Annotated in this window: 13 protein-coding genes; 7 read left to right on the forward strand and 6 right to left on the reverse strand. The window is 36.2% G+C overall.

The window, feature by feature from the left end; translation table 11 throughout:
* Positions 1-520: 520 nt before the first annotated feature.
* On the reverse strand, positions 521-1,381 hold the full coding sequence (locus tag H0X48_02870; protein ID MBA3954235.1) for a deoxyribonuclease IV: 861 nt from the start codon (positions 1,379-1,381) through the stop codon (positions 521-523).
* A 235-nt stretch (positions 1,382-1,616) separates the two neighbouring features.
* Here H0X48_02870 and H0X48_02875 point away from each other — a divergent pair, with 235 nt between their 5' ends.
* The 3 genes from H0X48_02875 (at position 1,617) to H0X48_02885 (ending at position 7,422) form a co-directional block, all read left to right on the forward strand.
* On the forward strand, positions 1,617-3,746 hold the full coding sequence (locus tag H0X48_02875; GenBank protein ID MBA3954236.1) for a hypothetical protein: 2,130 nt from the start codon (positions 1,617-1,619) through the stop codon (positions 3,744-3,746).
* A 180-nt stretch (positions 3,747-3,926) separates the two neighbouring features.
* Positions 3,927-5,768 carry an AAA family ATPase gene (locus H0X48_02880; protein ID MBA3954237.1) on the forward strand — a complete coding sequence of 614 codons (1,842 nt, stop codon included), beginning with the start codon at positions 3,927-3,929 and terminating at the stop codon, positions 5,766-5,768.
* A 211-nt stretch (positions 5,769-5,979) separates the two neighbouring features.
* Complete coding sequence (locus H0X48_02885; protein ID MBA3954238.1) at positions 5,980-7,422, forward strand: AAA family ATPase; 1,443 nt, start codon at positions 5,980-5,982, stop codon at positions 7,420-7,422.
* 74 nt (positions 7,423-7,496) lie between these two features.
* Here H0X48_02885 and H0X48_02890 read toward each other — a convergent pair whose 3' ends face one another.
* Complete coding sequence (locus H0X48_02890; GenBank protein MBA3954239.1) at positions 7,497-7,718, reverse strand: hypothetical protein; 222 nt, start codon at positions 7,716-7,718, stop codon at positions 7,497-7,499.
* Between the two features lie 125 nt (positions 7,719-7,843).
* Positions 7,844-8,581 carry a site-2 protease family protein gene (locus H0X48_02895; protein ID MBA3954240.1) on the reverse strand — a complete coding sequence of 246 codons (738 nt, stop codon included), beginning with the start codon at positions 8,579-8,581 and terminating at the stop codon, positions 7,844-7,846.
* 93 nt (positions 8,582-8,674) lie between these two features.
* Between H0X48_02895 and H0X48_02900 the strand changes: the two genes are divergently transcribed.
* The 3 genes from H0X48_02900 (at position 8,675) to H0X48_02910 (ending at position 12,597) form a co-directional block, all read left to right on the forward strand.
* Positions 8,675-9,247: a DUF421 domain-containing protein gene (locus tag H0X48_02900; protein ID MBA3954241.1), complete on the forward strand. Its 573-nt coding sequence runs from the start codon at positions 8,675-8,677 to the stop codon at positions 9,245-9,247.
* A gap of 88 nt (positions 9,248-9,335) precedes the next feature.
* The gene (gene aspS, locus H0X48_02905) at positions 9,336-11,108 is read left to right on the forward strand and encodes an aspartate--tRNA ligase (GenBank protein MBA3954242.1); all 1,773 of its coding nucleotides are present in this window, start codon (positions 9,336-9,338) and stop codon (positions 11,106-11,108) included.
* 133 nt (positions 11,109-11,241) lie between these two features.
* Complete coding sequence (locus tag H0X48_02910; GenBank protein ID MBA3954243.1) at positions 11,242-12,597, forward strand: hypothetical protein; 1,356 nt, start codon at positions 11,242-11,244, stop codon at positions 12,595-12,597.
* 71 nt (positions 12,598-12,668) lie between these two features.
* Here the strand turns inward: H0X48_02910 and H0X48_02915 are convergent, their stop codons facing one another.
* The 3 genes from H0X48_02915 to vanZ form a co-directional block, all read right to left on the reverse strand.
* Complete coding sequence (locus H0X48_02915; GenBank protein MBA3954244.1) at positions 12,669-13,316, reverse strand: hypothetical protein; 648 nt, start codon at positions 13,314-13,316, stop codon at positions 12,669-12,671.
* A gap of 181 nt (positions 13,317-13,497) precedes the next feature.
* Positions 13,498-14,958: an Asp-tRNA(Asn)/Glu-tRNA(Gln) amidotransferase subunit GatB gene (gene gatB, locus H0X48_02920; protein ID MBA3954245.1), complete on the reverse strand. Its 1,461-nt coding sequence runs from the start codon at positions 14,956-14,958 to the stop codon at positions 13,498-13,500.
* Between the two features lie 58 nt (positions 14,959-15,016).
* Positions 15,017-15,460 (reverse strand): VanZ family protein, encoded by a 444-nt coding sequence (gene vanZ / locus H0X48_02925; GenBank protein ID MBA3954246.1) that lies wholly within the window; start codon positions 15,458-15,460, stop codon positions 15,017-15,019.
* Positions 15,461-15,679: 219 nt separating this feature from the next.
* On the opposite strand from vanZ, the gene H0X48_02930 reads away from it, so the two are divergent.
* On the forward strand, positions 15,680-15,910 hold the full coding sequence (locus H0X48_02930) for a hypothetical protein (GenBank protein ID MBA3954247.1): 231 nt from the start codon (positions 15,680-15,682) through the stop codon (positions 15,908-15,910).
* Positions 15,911-16,392 lie beyond the last annotated feature (482 nt).

Below are 16,392 nucleotides of genomic sequence, written 5' to 3' on the forward strand. Positions count from 1 at the left end.
TCTTTTTTAGTGTCGTGTTGTGATGATGTATCTATTTTTATTCTGTTTTCTGCTTCTAAAAATCAACAACCAGAGCGCTATAATTTTCTAAGTGCCTAAAATAGTTCTTTGCTGAATACTAAACCCCTTGGTACCATTATAATTTCTGTTTTAGTAGTTACCTCTGTTTTAAAATACAAAAAAAGCTCTGAAAGCGCGCGTTAAAAAAAGTGTTGCTTTTTGGGCTTTTTGCTACCAAAGCAACGTTGTTTTTCGGAAAAGCCTATTAAATAAGGCTTTTTTTGTTGTTGCTTTTTTTGTTTTTGAGGGGCTGTTGTTTTTTTTTTAATTTAGAAGAAACTTAGAAGAGCTTAATGGTTGATATCTGCTATCGTGCAACTACTTTTCTCTCTCCCTTACGTAGTTGTATGGTCAGTAATGGTTACCTAAGCACTGCTTGTAAGAAAGTGATAGTTAGAGACTTTAAGGCTATGTATACTACAATTCCTTCTTAGCTCTCGCTTTAAGTCTTTAACTATTGCTATCTTATTTCTTCACAGAGTAAACTTTTCAGTACAGTTAAATTCATTTCATCTTCATCTGGGCTGTCTTTTGGTGTTTCTAAAATTTTAGGTATATCAAAGAACCGCTTGTCATTCATAATAAGTCTAAATGGCTCAAGGCCCAAGCATCCTTTTCCTATGTCTTCATGTCTGTCGACATGTGAGTTTAAACCTTTTTTAGAATCATTAATATGCATTGCTTTAAGATGCTCAAGGCCTATAATCTTATCAAAGGCATCCCAAAGAGCTGTATATGCTTGTGGTGTGGTAAAATCATAGCCTGCTGCAAAAGCATGACACGTATCAAAACAGATACCAATCCGTTCCGGGCGTGTTATTGATTGACGCAAATAGGCTAATTGCTCAAAATTATAGCCAACAGAAGTCCCTTGACCTGCGGTGTTTTCTAGCAAGATCATCACGTTGGTAGTGTCTTCTCCTAATACTTGTGATAATTCACGTGCAATTTGTTTAAGACATTCGGTTGCTGGTAGAGTGCCTGAACCAGGATGAAGTACCAAATACTGTATACCAAGTTGATTGCAGCGTAGCAGCTCATAATAAAGAGCTTGAGCAGATTTTTGGACTATTTCAGTTGATACAGAGCCTAGATTAATAAGATAGCTTGCATGAGCAATAATTGTAGTAATGCCCGTTTCTTTTTTTGCTTGCTTGAAGTTAGCAACAGATTCAGGGGAAAATTCTTTGGTATTCCACTGCCTGTTGCTTGAGGTAAAAAGCTGTATTGCAGTGCATCCTAAAGCAGCACCTCTATATAAAGCTTGTTCAACACCCCCTGCAATAGACATATGTGAACCTAATAATAACGTATATTTCATAAAAACTTTCCAGCTTATACTTTTGACTGATTTTTTTAAGTATACTATAGCGCTGCTTTAAATGGCTAAAAATATCACTAATAGATGCTCATTTTAACAAAATTATGACAAATTCAAATTTCCTATTAACTTGCAGTCAAGTTCAGGCTATACTATTATTCTTGGTCTTTAAAAAAAAGGTATTAGTAGGGGCGCGTTAAGAGAAATAATAGTTATACACCCCGAGGAGGATTTCATGGATTGGCAAAGGCGCTTATATAGTGCACTGGTCTTATTATATGCGTTAACAGGTAGTAGTAAAGCTCAAGAGCTACTGCTCGATACAGCAGATACAGCTTCAGAAGCAGTTGGTAGTGTAGCCCAAAAAAGCAACGCTGTTAAAGAAGTTAATCATACCACGCAAGTAGAAACTGAAAAAAAAGTAGTTAAACAAGAAGAAAAACAAGTAAAAGAAAAAGAAATTCCTAGAAAAAGCCCGTTAAGATATATTGCTGGTGATAGCGAGTTTAAGTTTAGTACAAAGTTGCGATTACCAGAACTTTTCTATGGCAGAAACATACGTCTTCTCAATAACGCTAATCCAACCGACCAGGTGCTCTTTGCACGTCATACCTTAGATTTATATTATGAGTATAGATTTGGTCAAGCTAGCAGAGGCTATGATGTTGTTTTAGGTAAATTAAACGTGCGTAATAAAGGTGTTTGGGGTGATCCTGAATCTATTTCGCCAGTAACTGATAGTGAAGTTAAAGCAGTAGATGCTCTTTTTGGTAATCATAGACATTTTATTGCACGTCATATTTTATGGATTCGTGAATTATGGTTGCAGTTTGCTGTAAGTGATCTTTTAGGTATACCTACATGTAATTACCATACACTTACTTTAGGAGCATTTCCTTTCGAGCTTGGTTACGGTATTTCTTTGGGTACTGCTTATGCTACCGATGCAACAGACCTTGGTTTTTATTCTGAAAGTGCTATTGATCAATACGCTTTTGGTGCTAAACTTTCAGGAGAGCTTGTTAAAGATAGATTAAGTTATGATTTCTATGCAGCTATCTTAAATAATAAATCAGCTACTTTTGATAATGTTAATGCAAGCATTCGCAGTCAACAATACGGCCATCGTAATGATCCTGCGCGTGGTTTTGGTGTAATTAACTATGTAGTTGCTAGCCGTTTACGCTGGAGACCTATAGTAGCTCAATTTACTAAAGCAGAGTTTGAGCCGTATATACTCTATAATAGTAATCCAGAGCAACGCATTGAATTTTTAGGTGACTCAGAAAGCAAGTTAACAACCATAGGGCTTTCAGGTGATTTTGCAGTTAATAAATTTGACTTTGGTTTTGATACAGCATTAAACTTTGGACGCCAAAAAGTATTTGGTTTTGACAGAAATATTATAGTTCTTGGAAAAGATGATACTACCGGTGTGCTTAAAGAAACTAATAAACGTGTTTTACAGTCACCTGTAAAAGGAAAAATACCTACTTCTAGGCAATTAGCGGTAAACGTATCTGCAAACCAAAATATTATTAATAACTCACCTCAGGCAGCTGCTCAAAATGGTAAATTAATAGAAACAGATCAGCCAAGTGTGTTAGGTGATTTATATAACGACGCTAATAGATTTACTGATCCCTATACTAATATATTTAGAGGTTCTATGTTTGTGTTTGACATAAACTATAGAATACCAGAGCTTGATCTTAAATTAAGTTCTGCTTTAGGTTTTGCATCAGGTGACAGAAACCCCAATCGCGATGAAGAATTTCCTGGAGACAGTGAGTTTGATGATTTTTATGATGGCTTTATTGGCCTTCAAGAGAGTTTTTCTGGTAAGCGTGTAAAAAGTTATGTTATTTTAAGTGGCGTCGGTAAAGCACCTCGTCCACTGGCATTTCCAACACCTGAGACTTTTGAGCCGTTTCCTACAACTATAAGTCGCTTTAGCAATTTAGTGTTTACTGGTGCGGGAATAACGTGGAAACCCTGCTGGAGTTGTCGTAAGTGGGAAATAAATCCTAACGTTCTTGCTTTCTGGGTTGATAGACCACTAAGATCTTTTAATGGCGCAACACAAGCTAATAGATTTACTGATGCTCGTCCCTTTTTAGGTACTGAACTTAACGTGTTTTTTGAGTCTGAATTACTTCCTGATTTACGCTTTTTTGGTGTAGGGGCAGTGTTCTTTCCAGGAACATTCTATAAAGACCTTAAAGGTAGACCGCTTAATAAAGCGCAACAAGAATTTGATAAGCAGTTACAAGGCAATGGTAGCTCAAATCTAGCTCCACGAGTGCCATTTCTTGGTACTGATAATGCTTATTTCTTAAACTTAGGATTAGAATACAGATACTAACCTACGGTATAGGTAGAAAAAGAGGCTTAGCTTAATGCTAGGCCTCTTTTTGTGCTTTAATCCTGTTGTGTATTATTTCTGATTATGCAACACTAAGAGCATAAAATAAATTAAGCATGCAGTAACAAAGTAGTGCACTTATTGCAATTAGAGCTATTGTTAATAATAGCAGGAGGTAGAATGGTTCAAAAATTACTCACTATACAAATTAAACTAAGATCCGTGCTTTTTATAGCAGGCATGAGTATAGGTAGCTTTTCTACTAATGTGAAAGCTATGGATTCAGTGGTAGCATCAATAAAATCACAAGCTGAAGGTCTAAAAAAATGTGGAATAGATTTTATAGAATCTGCTCTGCCAAACTATGTAGCTCCCAATCAGCCGGTGTTGGCACCTAGTACAATGCCTTTATTTCCTATTCCCGCTGTAGTAACAAATACGCTTGGATCATTATCAAATCCTCTAGATAGTGCCGTTAACATAGTAATGGATAGAATTGATAAAAGTGGTGTTGATCTTGTAGGTAAAGTTGATGTTGTTGGTCAAAATTTAGCTAATCAAATCGCCATCAAGACTGATACTATTAGTAAAAATCTTGTAACTACTGTTAATAAAAGTATGGATGCTTTAGCAAGTAAAACATTACAACAAGTGAGCGGTATTAGTGATGCTACATTACATCAACTAGACGTTGTTTCCAAAGGTTTAGTTGAAACAGTAGATGTAAGATTAAAGTCTTTAATGGCACAAACAACATCTGAACTACAAAAAATTTCTAGGCAACTTGTGCAAGATGTTGATAACAAAACAAATGCAACGCTTGATAAGACTACTCAAGCAATAGATACTATGCAGAAGAAGGTAATTGACGACGTTAACAAAAAAACTACTAAAGTATTACAAGATATAGACGCTATGCGCACTGACACATTAACTCAAGTAGATTTAAAGCTTAACCAAACACTTAAAAATGGTGCTGTGCTTGTTGGTGGTGTTATAGTAACAAGTATTATTGCTTGGTACGGGCTTAAATTTATTCATACACAAGTTGATAAACATTATGGTAAACCAAAATTATTTAGTCATACCTCTAAAAAGAATCTGTATCAAAGAATAAAAGAGCTGGTCCATAAGCCTATTGTAGAGCTTCCAGTTATTATTTCTACTCCTGAAAAAGAACGTTTACTTAATGGTGTAATTGAGTCTACTAAAATAATTAATACCAAAATTAAAGCGGGCAACCCCCACTTAAAATACAGTAATTTGTTGCTTTGGGGTCCCCCTGGCACGGGTAAAACTATGTTTGCTCAAAAGCTTGCTAAAGCTTCAGGAATGGAATTCAGAATGATGAGTGGTGGCGATGTGTCTAAACTTGAACTCGGGGATGCTCTTGTTTCTCTTGATGAAGTATTTAGCTTTGCACGTAAAAGCAAGCAAGGTCTAGTATTATTTGTAGATGAGGCAGACTCATTTTTAGCAGATCGTACCAAGCTAAAAACTGATAGTCCAACACGAAAACTTGTAGACAAATTTTTAAGTGAAACAGGATCGAGTAGCAATAAGTTTATGCTTGTATTTGCCACAAACCATGAAGATGTTCTAGATGAAGCAGTAAAAGATCGTATAACGGAATCGATTAAAATGGAATTACCTACCCATGCTGAACGAGCAGGAATACTTAAGTTATACCGCAATAAGCATTTAATGGATCCTGAATATAACTCAGCTGAGTTTATTATATCGGTTACTACTTGTTTAAACGATGATAAAATTGAACAAATAGCAAGCCAATTAGAAGGCCTTTCTGGGCGTAATCTGGAAAACGTTATTTATGGCTTTAGAAACGCGGCCGACTTAACTGTTTTAGGAACGTTAACGCCAGAAATTATTAGATCTGTAGTAAAACGTGCTCTTGTTAAACATGTACAATTTAGTAAAAAAATATCTAATTCAGAGTCCGCGCTACTCGTGCAATTAAACCCTGCAGCCGAAGAGCTACTTCAAACTGCTGTAGCTGCTTAACGCATAAAGTATTTAAAAAAAAGAGAGCTGTCTAAACTATTTTAGACAGCTCTCTTTTTTTTTGAATTTAAGTGTTTATTCTTTTACTAGACAAGAGACTAAGATGACCATTTGTGTAAATATCAAAAATTATTATACTTAAAAAGCTTAGATTAAATCTAGCATATTATTACAGATATAAAAACTAGCAAAAATAAACTTTGGAGAACACGTGATACTTAACAATTTAATGAGTAGTAAGCGAAGTATATGTGCTGTAGTGCTTTGCTCTTTTTTAATGCAAAATTCTCTTATGGCTGGTCTAGGTGGCTATCTTTTACATTATGCAGTAGTTGCGGGCTACTACACAGGTATAACAGCAGAAAGCGCTTGGGAGAAATCATCAAAAGCAGTCCATGAAGCAACAGTAAAGAGTGCTCAAGTCCGTGAAAGCTTACAAAAAAAAGCTGGTCAAGCAGCGGCTAATGTAGTAAAACCTGTTACAGATGTTTTACTTGATAGAGTAGATGTGAGTGCAGATAAAATTATGCAGCATATGGATAAAATACAAAATGAGATTGGTGATCATTTAAATAGTTCATTTAATAAAATGTTGCCTAAAATTGCTGTTCTAACAGCAGCGGTTGGTGTTACGGGTATTAGTGCTTTTTATGCTTCTAAATTTATATGGCATCAAATTGACAAACATTACGCAAAACCACAATTGTTTACAGAAACTTCCCAAAAAAGTCTTTATCAGCAGTTACACGATATAGTAAGAAAACCTATACCAGCAAAATCTCCGGTAATAATAGCATTGCCAGAAAAAAAGAAAGTGCTTGCCGATATTGTTACATCAACCAGAATGATTAATACAAAAATAAAAGCCCGTGATCCTCATGCAAAATATAGAAATTTACTTCTTTGGGGCCCTCCGGGAACGGGTAAAAGTTTGTTTGCTCAAACACTTTTGCGAGCTTCAGGCATGGACTTTAGAGTTATGAGTGGTTCAGATATTGTTAAGATGGGTAAAGTCAGTAAATCTCTTCAAGCAATTGAAGAAGTATTTGCTTTAGCTAAAAAAAGCAAAAAGGGCTTTATTCTCTTTATAGATAAAGCAGATTCTTTTTTAGTGCAACGTGACCCTTTTGATAAAAGAAAGACAGACTCAAATATTTTAGTAAATAAATTTTTACATGAACTTTCTCAAGCACGTAGCAGTCTTATGCTTGTTCTTGCAACAGATAATAAAGATATTCTTGATAATGGCTTAAAAGATGCTATTGGTCAGTCTGTTAAAATGGAACTACCAACTCATGCTGAACGAGTAGGTATTTTGCGTCTTTATAGAGATAAAATTTTACTTGATGTTAAGCATAATTCAACTGAATTTAACTTATCAGTAGGCAGTATTTTAACTGATGATAAAATCAAACAAATGGCTAGCCAATTAGAAGGGCTATCAGGTAAAAACCTTGAAGATGTTATTGACGGTATTAGAAACGAAGTTAACTCTTCTTCTTCTGCAGGTGTAGTAACTTCTGAAATTGTCAGAGCAGTTACTAAGCGGTCTCTTATTAAGCATAAAGATTTTAAAGAGCTCGAACAGGTTAATAAAGCATTACCCGTATCTATGCCTTTAAATCCTGCTGCTGCAGAGTTACTTGCAAATTAATACAAAAAAAAGCTAACTATAATGATTTAAAACAAGGGCGGTAAAGAACTATTTTTTTACCGCCCTTTTGTATGTTATTTAACAGCAGCTTTTTGTTCTTTAGCTGTTTCTTTAACTTCATTAACGACTGCTTTTATTTGCTCTTCAGCTTTATCTTCTATTGCTTGAATTTCTTTTTTAGCTTGAGCAGCTTGTGTTTCAACTACTTTTTCTTCTTTAGTCTTAAACCAGTTAGTAGCTTGTACTGACATGATGCTAGTTGCAGCTAACAGTAATAATAAAGTACGTGCGTTCATCTTAAAACTCCTTGAAATGTTAATAAAATAGTGACAACTATAGAGGATACACTTAAATTATATTCAATTTGAATATGAAAAATCAAGAGTTTTAATTTCTCTTCTCTTATCTAAGCTTTACTTGCTTACGATTTTTTAAAAATTCTCAACACATCTTTGAAGCTTATAACAAGAGTAAAAACAAGAAACGCTACTAAAGAAAGAGTACTTATAAGATCGTAGGTAGTGCTTTCTAGTTCTTTTCCAGTAAACGCCTCGATAGAATAAACAAGTAGTTGGCCCCCATCAAAAAAGGGCAGCGGGATAAGATTAAAAAATGCTACATTAAGGCTCAATGCTGCTAGTATAAGGCCGTAGGAAGAAAAGCCTGATTGAGCTGCCCTACTTATAAGGCTAATAATGCCGAGTGGTCCAATAAATTGGGCGCCCTTTTTTGCTAAGGGTTCAGTGATAGTAACTTGTTGCTCTTTTGCTTTTATACCAAACCGCTTTAGCATAGCCCGTAAAGCTAATACGCTCAGCCCAAAAAGTATATTAAAAAGTATGCCACCAAGTAGTATTAACACTTTCTGCCAATAGGGCTTAGAGATAAAAGAATACGGGAGTAGCCACTTAGGAGTAGTTGTATCAACTCCAGCAATTGAAACATAACCACCAACAGGAAATGCTGCAAGTACAAACTCTGTGTTCGAGATCTCTTTTTTGAGTAGAGCCGGTCCAAAACCAATAGAAAAGCGTGGTGTATGCACACCAAAAAGTTTACAAAAGCTCCAGTGACCAAGCTCATGAATAGTTATTACGCCTGTTAAGCCTATAAGCGCTACACAGATAAATACCAAATTTTTTATAAAGTCTTTAAACATGAGGCCATTTCTTTTTAAGCTAACTGTGTGTTGTTATTACACTAGCGTACAATCTGTTGTTAATGCAAGCTATTAGATTACATGAGGGAAACTATGAATACTAACTTGGTTAAGACATTTACAGCGTATCTTAATACTAAACCAGATACCCTTACTTTTTCGATTATAGCTTTACGGGTTATTATTGCCTATTTTTGTGCAGTGATAATAATACGTATAGCAAAGCAACGTCTTATGGGTAAGTATACGGCGCTTGATCTTGTAGTATTATTAATGCTTGGCTCTTTGTTGGGAAGCTCCATAATAAGTACAATACCATTTTTTTTAACATTATCAGTGGCTTTTGTTTTAATTGCTTGTCACTGGATCTTTTGTGCACTCACTTTTTACTCAAATACAGCGGGCAAATGGCTTAAAGGCCGTACGTATGTACTTATAGAAAATGGGACTATTAACTGGGAAAATTTACGCGTAAGCTACATAAGCGAAAATGATTTAATGAGCGCTTTACGTACTAATGCTCATATAATTGATCCCCTAGATGTAAAACTAGCAATTCTTGAGCGTAGTGGCCATATTAGTGTTATTCTTCAAGAAAGCACCTCTTGTAGAGCAGAGATGGCTTTAGAAAAAGATACGCAAAAAGTAAATACAGAGTTTAAGTAATAGTACTCATTACCCTACTCGTGACTAACGTAATAGTTCTGGTAAACTGAAAGCTAGAATATATTTTTACAAAACTAAGGAAACGAGCATGGAATTTTTTGAGCGTACTACAGGTTGTGGTCTAGTTACTCAAGAGTATTTGCAAAAAACGATTACTCTAGCTGGTTGGGTTAATAAAAGACGTGACCATGGGGGGCTTATTTTTGTTGATCTACGAGATCGTAGCGGCCTCATGCAACTAGTGTTTAATCATACTGTATCTACTTCTGCACATGACGCAGCCCAACAGTTACGTTCAGAGTATGTTATTTCTGTCTCTGGCCGCGTTGTAGAACGAGCTCCAGGAACCATTAATAAAGATCTTCCCACAGGTCATTTTGAACTACAAGTTGAACAGCTTACTATTTTAAACAAAGCTAAAACATTACCCTTCAGTTTAGAAGAAGCAGACTCAGTAGATGAAGAACTTCGTCTCAAATACCGCTATATCGATTTACGTCGCCCTGAAATGATGCATAAGCTTGCTATGCGCCATAAACTTATCTTCTCTTTGCGCCAAACACTCGATAAAGCAGGTTTTTACGAAGTAGAAACACCCATACTTACTAAAAATACTGCTGAAGGCGCTCGTGAGTTTTTAGTACCCTCACGTATTCATAAAGGCTCATTTTATGCTTTACCTCAGTCGCCGCAGCTTTATAAACAGATTTTAATGGCGGGTGGCGTAGAACGGTACTTTCAAATAGCGCGTTGCTTTAGAGATGAAGACTTACGTGCCGATAGACAGCCAGAGTTCACGCAGCTTGACATGGAAATGTCATTTATAAAAGAACAAGATATTCAGACTATTATAGAAAATTTACTTCAGAACATATTTAAAGATCTCTTTCATATACCTCTGAGTTTGCCTTTACAGCGTATGACGTATGATCATGCGTTTAGCACCTATGGCTCAGATAAACCTGATTTACGTTTTGATATGCCTATTTATGATGTAGGATCCGTATTTAAAGACACTGAGCTCTCTTTTATCAAATCTATTTTAGATAAAAAGGGTAAAGTTGGTGCCCTACATGTTAAAAATCATACCTTTACCCGCTCAGAGCTTGAGCATTGGGTGGCTCAGGCACTTAAAAACGGTGCTAAAGGCCTTGTCTGGATACGCTTTAATCAAGATGGTACCCCAGATGCTCCGGTAGCAAAGTTCTTGCCAAAAGATTTTCTTGCACGTATGCAAACAGTTATTCCTGAGCTTACACAACAAGACACTCTGTTTTTAGTTGCTGCAAGCTATAAAGACGCGTGGAATCAGCTTGGTAAACTACGTTTACAATTGGCTCATGCGCTTGATCTTATACCAAAAGATGCTGTTAAGTTGCTTTGGGTAACCGATTTTCCTTTACTTGAGTATGACGAACAATCAAAACGCTGGTCTTCAGTGCATCATCCGTTTACTGCTCCTCAAGAAGGCTGGGAACACCAAAAACCAGAAGATATCAAAGCACGTGGCTATGACGTTGTATTCAATGGCATAGAGCTTGGTGGCGGTTCTATTCGTATTCATAACCCAGAAATACAACGCAAAGTATTTGAATTTTTGGGCCTTAATAAAGCAGAAATGGAAAGTCATTTTGGGTTTTTGTTTGAAGCACAAGAGCTTGGTTTTCCGCCACATGGCGGTATAGCACTTGGCATTGATCGCCTTGTAATGTTATTGCTTGGTTGCCAGTCAATACGGGAAGTTATAGCGTTTCCTAAAACACAAAGTGGTTATGATCCTATGATGCAAGCTCCAACTCCAGTTGATGCGGCTAAACTTATAGATTATGGCTTAAAACTACTACCACACGATAAAAAATAGTCGCTTTATACTCATGAGGGCTCCGATCTGGAGCCCTTTTTTAATTTTCTTTTTACAATCTATAGACATTTATTGGTGTAATTACTAGGATAGCTTTTGTGAAGTTATTCTATTTAACCATTAAAGGAGAACTATGGTTACAGTTATGCGTAAGCAGTCTTTTTTTTCATTATTATTACTTACTCTTGCAGTTACCAGAATATTTGGTAGCGCTACAGAAGCAGAGCTTCTTGCAGCTAGTCAAGAAGTAAACGAATCAGTTACAAGAGCTGGTTCTAACGGTTCATTTTGTAATCTAACAGTGAGCAATTTGCTTAAAGCAAATAACGTATCTGTAAGAGGTAATGAGCTTATTTGTGGTGACTTGAGAGTTCGTGGAAGCGAACGTATTGATGGCGACTTATTTGTTGGTGGCAGAATTACAAGCCCAGGTGGTATTGGAGCTGATATTTGCGCAGAAGGCGGCGTAATTCCTTGTGCTATAACTGTAAATGGTCTTACTTCTAACGGCGATTTAACGGTTAATGGCAACGAAACTATTAATGGCGATTTAACTGTTAATGGTGACGAAATCATCAATGGTGATTTAACGGTTACTGGTACAGTTAATGGTACTTTTCCTGTAACTTCATCACAAGTTGTTGAAGCACTTTGCTCAAATGGCCCAGCAACAATTGATTGCGCTGTTACTTTTCAGAGCGACGTAACTGTTAATGGTGATTTAACTGTTGATGGTGATACAACCTTAAATGGCCTTACCTATACTTGTACACTTCCAGATGGAACACGTGTTCTTAATCCTATTGGTAACCAATGCGAATCCTGTTTAGAAGAAGTACGTGGAAATGCACAATTGCAAACTACTCAAGGTTTAGCTACTGCTCTTAACCTTATTTTAGGTCTTCCACCATTAGGTTTAGAAATACCTAATGTAGGTCTTCTTCCTATGGACCTAACAGCACCTGTTGTAGCGACTGGTCTTCCAGGAGCGGGAACAGATACAGGAGCATGCTACAGATTAGAAGCTGTAACGGTAAATGGTGCAATTGACCCTAACGCGGTAAGAGTTGTATTTACTAATGCAGCAGGCCAAGATCAACCTTTTACTGGTGTTCCAACTGTTGTAGCTACAGCTCAAGTGTCACCACTACTTAGAACTACTGGAGGTGCACTTGTTCCTCTAGATGTTAATTTCCCATTATCAGGTTATGTGGAAATTAGAGAATTAACCGCTGCTTCTGTAGTATTAAGAAACTTAGTACCAAACTTTATATCACCATTAGGTGTTTCGGTTAATCTTCCAAATATTGTTGTTCCTGCTCTTCCGAATCCTCTCGATCCTGCTTCAGTACTTGCTTTTGCTACCTCAATAATCGCAGCTTTAACGGCTTTAGACAACGCTAATTTAACACAAGCGTTAAGCATTAATGCTTCACTTTTAGGCTTAGGTAACATTATTGATTTCCAAATTATTGGGCCTGTTGCTTAATTAATTTACAAATCTAAAAGAAGAGAGACACGTAATTGTACGTGTCTCTCTTCTTTTAAAAAAGCTTTTAATTATTTATTGAATTTCTCAAAAAAGCTTGGCTTATTAAGCAGAGCGTCAATAAGTTCACATCTAATAGTAACGCTTTTGCCTGTACTTGTTTTTATAACTAAATCTTTTGCTGGAGCATTTTTGTTAAGGCTTTCTATTTGTTTTTGTAGCACTGAAAGTTCTATAAAACCGTAAGCTGGATGATTTTGTAGCAGAGCACTTGAAGTGCCTATTTTTTTTAGTGGGTCCAAGTTGTTCAGGCTAATTTCAATAGGGTAGATTATATAGCGACCATTGTTTGCTTTAAGCACACAGGTTGTTTGTAAACATTGGCTTTTAAGCAATGCAAAAATATCTTCGTACGTGCTATTTGATCGTGTTGAAAAGTTACGTGCAGCGGTCCATACAGGATTATTATTATCTTTTTTAACTTGGGTACCACCAAAATCACCGTAGAAATGGAGTTTGCCTGGTAGCTTGCCAAGTACCATATATTTTTTATTGTTATGTTCTAAAATAGGCAGTATACCTGCATGGCTATAATATTGCTTACGCTGCTTTTTTGAATAAGTTGGGCTAGTATGTGTGCTATACAATGCAGAGCAACTAAAAGGCTTATAAGCTAAAAAGAATAGCAAAGCGCCTAGTTGCAGTAGTTTTTTGTTCATTAAAGTCTCTCCCTTTAAGATACTTATTTATACGTGCTTCATGTGTAAGTATAGAAAACTTTTATTTTAGACATCAATAGTATTTTGTAAATTTTAAAATTGAAAACTAAATGCCAATTGGACTTATAGATTTTCAACAATCAGTGCACGGGCTTATGGTGCACTGATAACTACTCTACTCTTAGCTTAAATATTTTTTAAGTAGTTCGTTTATAAGTTGCGGATTACCTTTGCCTTTAGTTTTTTGCATTGCTTGTCCTACAAAAAAGCCAAGTAAACGTTCGTTTCCAGCTTTATAATCGGCTACTACTTTTGGATTAGCCTCCACTATTTCTTTTATTAAAACTTCTAATTCTTGAGAGTTATCCTCTTGCTCAAGGCCCTTTTCTTTTACAATAACGTCTGGTTGCTCGCCCGTACGCGCCATAAGTGCAAATACTTCTTGAGCTGCTCTATTATTTATAGCCCCTTTGCTTATGAGCTCTACTAATTGAGCAAGCATAACCGGGGTAATTTTACAATCATTTAAGCTTATCTTTTGATCTTTAAGGAGACCCATTATATCACGCAGCACCCAGTTGATAAGCTGTTTGCTTTGAGTATGTTGAGCGGCTGTTTGGTAGTAATTAGCAAGTTGCTGATCGTTTACTAAAATTTCAGCTTCATAAGCGCTTAGGGTATGCTGAGTTTGTAAACGTTCTAATTTTGCCCAAGGAAGTTCTGGCATTGCTGCGCGTGTTGCTTCTATAGTAGCTGGATCGAGAGCAATAAGAGGCAAATCAGGATCATCAAAATAACGGTAATCTGCAGCTTCTTCTTTGCTACGCATTGATTCTGTTTTGCGATCTTTAGTGTTCCAAAGGCGTGTCTCTTGTTTTACCTTACCGCCCTCTTCTATGAGTTCAATTTGGCGCTCTGTTTCATACTCAATAGCATCAGAAATAAACTTAAACGAGTTAATATTTTTAAGTTCGCATTTGGTGCCTAGTTGTGGTGCCCCTTTTTTGCGTACTGATATGTTGGTATCAGCTCTAAAAGCCCCGTCTTCCATATTGCCTGAGCAGATATCGAGATACTGTACAATAAGGCGTAGGGCCTTAAGATACTCACGTGCCTCGTAAGCGCTTGAAATATCAGGATAGGTAACTATTTCTAGTAACGGTGTACCGGTACGATTTAAATCAACAAAACTTTCGTTGCTGTGATTCGAGTGAATATTTTTACCAGCATCTTCTTCCATATGGATACGGATTAATCGAATATGCTTAACAGAGCCATCTTCAAGTCTGATAGGCACGTAGCCTTCGCTGCAGATAGGTCTGTCGCTTTGGGTAATTTGATAATTTTTAGGTAAATCAGGGTAAAAATAGTGTTTACGTGCAAAGCAAGAAACAGGTGTTAAAGTACAATTTGTTGCTAGACCTGCTTTTATGGCAGCAGAGACTACTTCTTTATTTAAAACAGGAAGTACTCCTGGTTGCCCGGTACAAATTTGGCAAATATTAGTATTAGGATGAGTTGTTATGCTGTTGGAACAAGTACAAAAAATTTTACTGTTAGTTTTTAGCTGAACGTGTACCTCAATACCAATAGTTGTTTCATAATCAGGGTAGCGAGAAAAAATAGAAGTTTCTTGGCTCATGGGGTTCCTTTGCTAAAATAATTTAGGGCTGCTACAAGCTGCTTATAGATATAAAGTATCATAAAACTCTTTTTTTGCCTACTTGCTTACCTGCTTTTTTGCCTGTTTTTTTACGGCCACAAATAACCCAGTAACCCAGCTCACAAGTAAGGCATAGACAGCTTGCGATTGCCCCACCTATAAAATTGATACCTACATCTTTAATGCTACCCTCACGGGTAAGCGTAAAGCGTTGTCCAAGCTCAAGTAAGGCTCCAAAACTTGTAGCAAGCAGTAAAGCGGCACAGTAGGCTGAAAAGCGTTTATACTGTGTAGTTGTTCTAAAAATAAAAGTTAGTAACGCTGTCAGCGTAAAATAGGCCATTTTGTGGCCAGTCTTAATATGCACGTACCGTTTTAGAGGATGGATGAAAGATCGAGGGAGTAATGTGCAGAGCGTAATAAATATAAGAAGCCCCGTTAACAGAAGGTATAGAGCGATCTTTTTGTATTTTTGTACCATTATATCCCTTATGAGAGTAGTTCTCTTAGAGAGTGTCTAAAGAGTATTTTTCGTCTTAATGCTAGTATAGCATACCCGAAGTATAGTGTTAGCTTGAATATGATATGTATTTTTATTTTATTTTAATAATATTTAATTAACTTATTGTAATTTAAATTAAGTTTCGTGTATAATAATAAATAAGATAGATAATTATACTATTAACATTAAAGGTACCCCATGAAAAATCTTACTTTTAGTTATTTATGTATGCTGGCCTTGTTTAGTATAGGCATTATTACCCTACAAAAAACACTTTTTGGTGCGTGTTGTGGTAAAGAGCAACGTGAACAATCAGCATGCCCTAATGAAAGTTGCGACTGGGAACGTAGTGATACCAAATGCAATCAAGATGACGAGTGTTGTCCTGGTAAACGTTGTAATAGTTTTGGCTATTGTGAGCGTTGCTAATAGCAAACCTAGTATGAGAACAGCCACACTATCGGCTGCGGCTTATTATTTACAAAATCAAGCTAACCTAGTCAAGTAGCTTTTTACATTAAGAAATAATTAAAAAGCAAACGTATGCATAAACGTGTACGTTTACTTTTTAATGTCTTAACACAAATACAAGAAATAGCTTATTTAATGTGTTTACTTCCTAAAGAGTTAATCCTGTAAATAGTACTTATATCTTAAAATACCTAAATACTTACTTAAACAATAAAACTGTTAAAACTGCTAAAGGCAGCTTTAACATACTCACTGCTATTATCAACAATAGCATCAATTGTTACTTAAACACTACTAGAGCTATTTATTACAAGTAATAATTGGTGTCAACCTGCTCTATTACCTACTGATACAAGTATTTATGTTTATAATGTTAAAAGCATATTCCCCTCCGGTTGTGTACGTTGATTACTTATACAGCAACACCTGTAATGGGTTAT

Source organism: Candidatus Dependentiae bacterium, from assembly GCA_013821315.1.
Taxonomy (GTDB): domain Bacteria; phylum Babelota; class Babeliae; order Babelales; family Babelaceae; genus JACDHA01.

Bases quoted from the DNA above. Each gene is read 5' to 3' on its own strand.
- H0X48_02870 (MBA3954235.1), bottom strand. From the start codon at position 1,381: ATGAAATATACGTTATTATTAGGTTCACATATGTCTATTGCAGGGGGT.
- H0X48_02875 (MBA3954236.1), top strand. From the start codon at position 1,617: ATGGATTGGCAAAGGCGCTTATATAGTGCACTGGTCTTATTATATGCG.
- H0X48_02880 (MBA3954237.1), top strand. From the start codon at position 3,927: ATGGTTCAAAAATTACTCACTATACAAATTAAACTAAGATCCGTGCTT.
- H0X48_02890 (MBA3954239.1), bottom strand. From the start codon at position 7,718: ATGAACGCACGTACTTTATTATTACTGTTAGCTGCAACTAGCATCATG.
- H0X48_02895 (MBA3954240.1), bottom strand. From the start codon at position 8,581: ATGTTTAAAGACTTTATAAAAAATTTGGTATTTATCTGTGTAGCGCTT.
- H0X48_02900 (MBA3954241.1), top strand. From the start codon at position 8,675: ATGAATACTAACTTGGTTAAGACATTTACAGCGTATCTTAATACTAAA.
- aspS (MBA3954242.1), top strand. From the start codon at position 9,336: ATGGAATTTTTTGAGCGTACTACAGGTTGTGGTCTAGTTACTCAAGAG.
- H0X48_02910 (MBA3954243.1), top strand. From the start codon at position 11,242: ATGGTTACAGTTATGCGTAAGCAGTCTTTTTTTTCATTATTATTACTT.
- H0X48_02915 (MBA3954244.1), bottom strand. From the start codon at position 13,316: ATGAACAAAAAACTACTGCAACTAGGCGCTTTGCTATTCTTTTTAGCT.
- gatB (MBA3954245.1), bottom strand. From the start codon at position 14,958: ATGAGCCAAGAAACTTCTATTTTTTCTCGCTACCCTGATTATGAAACA.
- vanZ (MBA3954246.1), bottom strand. From the start codon at position 15,460: ATGGTACAAAAATACAAAAAGATCGCTCTATACCTTCTGTTAACGGGG.
- H0X48_02930 (MBA3954247.1), top strand. From the start codon at position 15,680: ATGAAAAATCTTACTTTTAGTTATTTATGTATGCTGGCCTTGTTTAGT.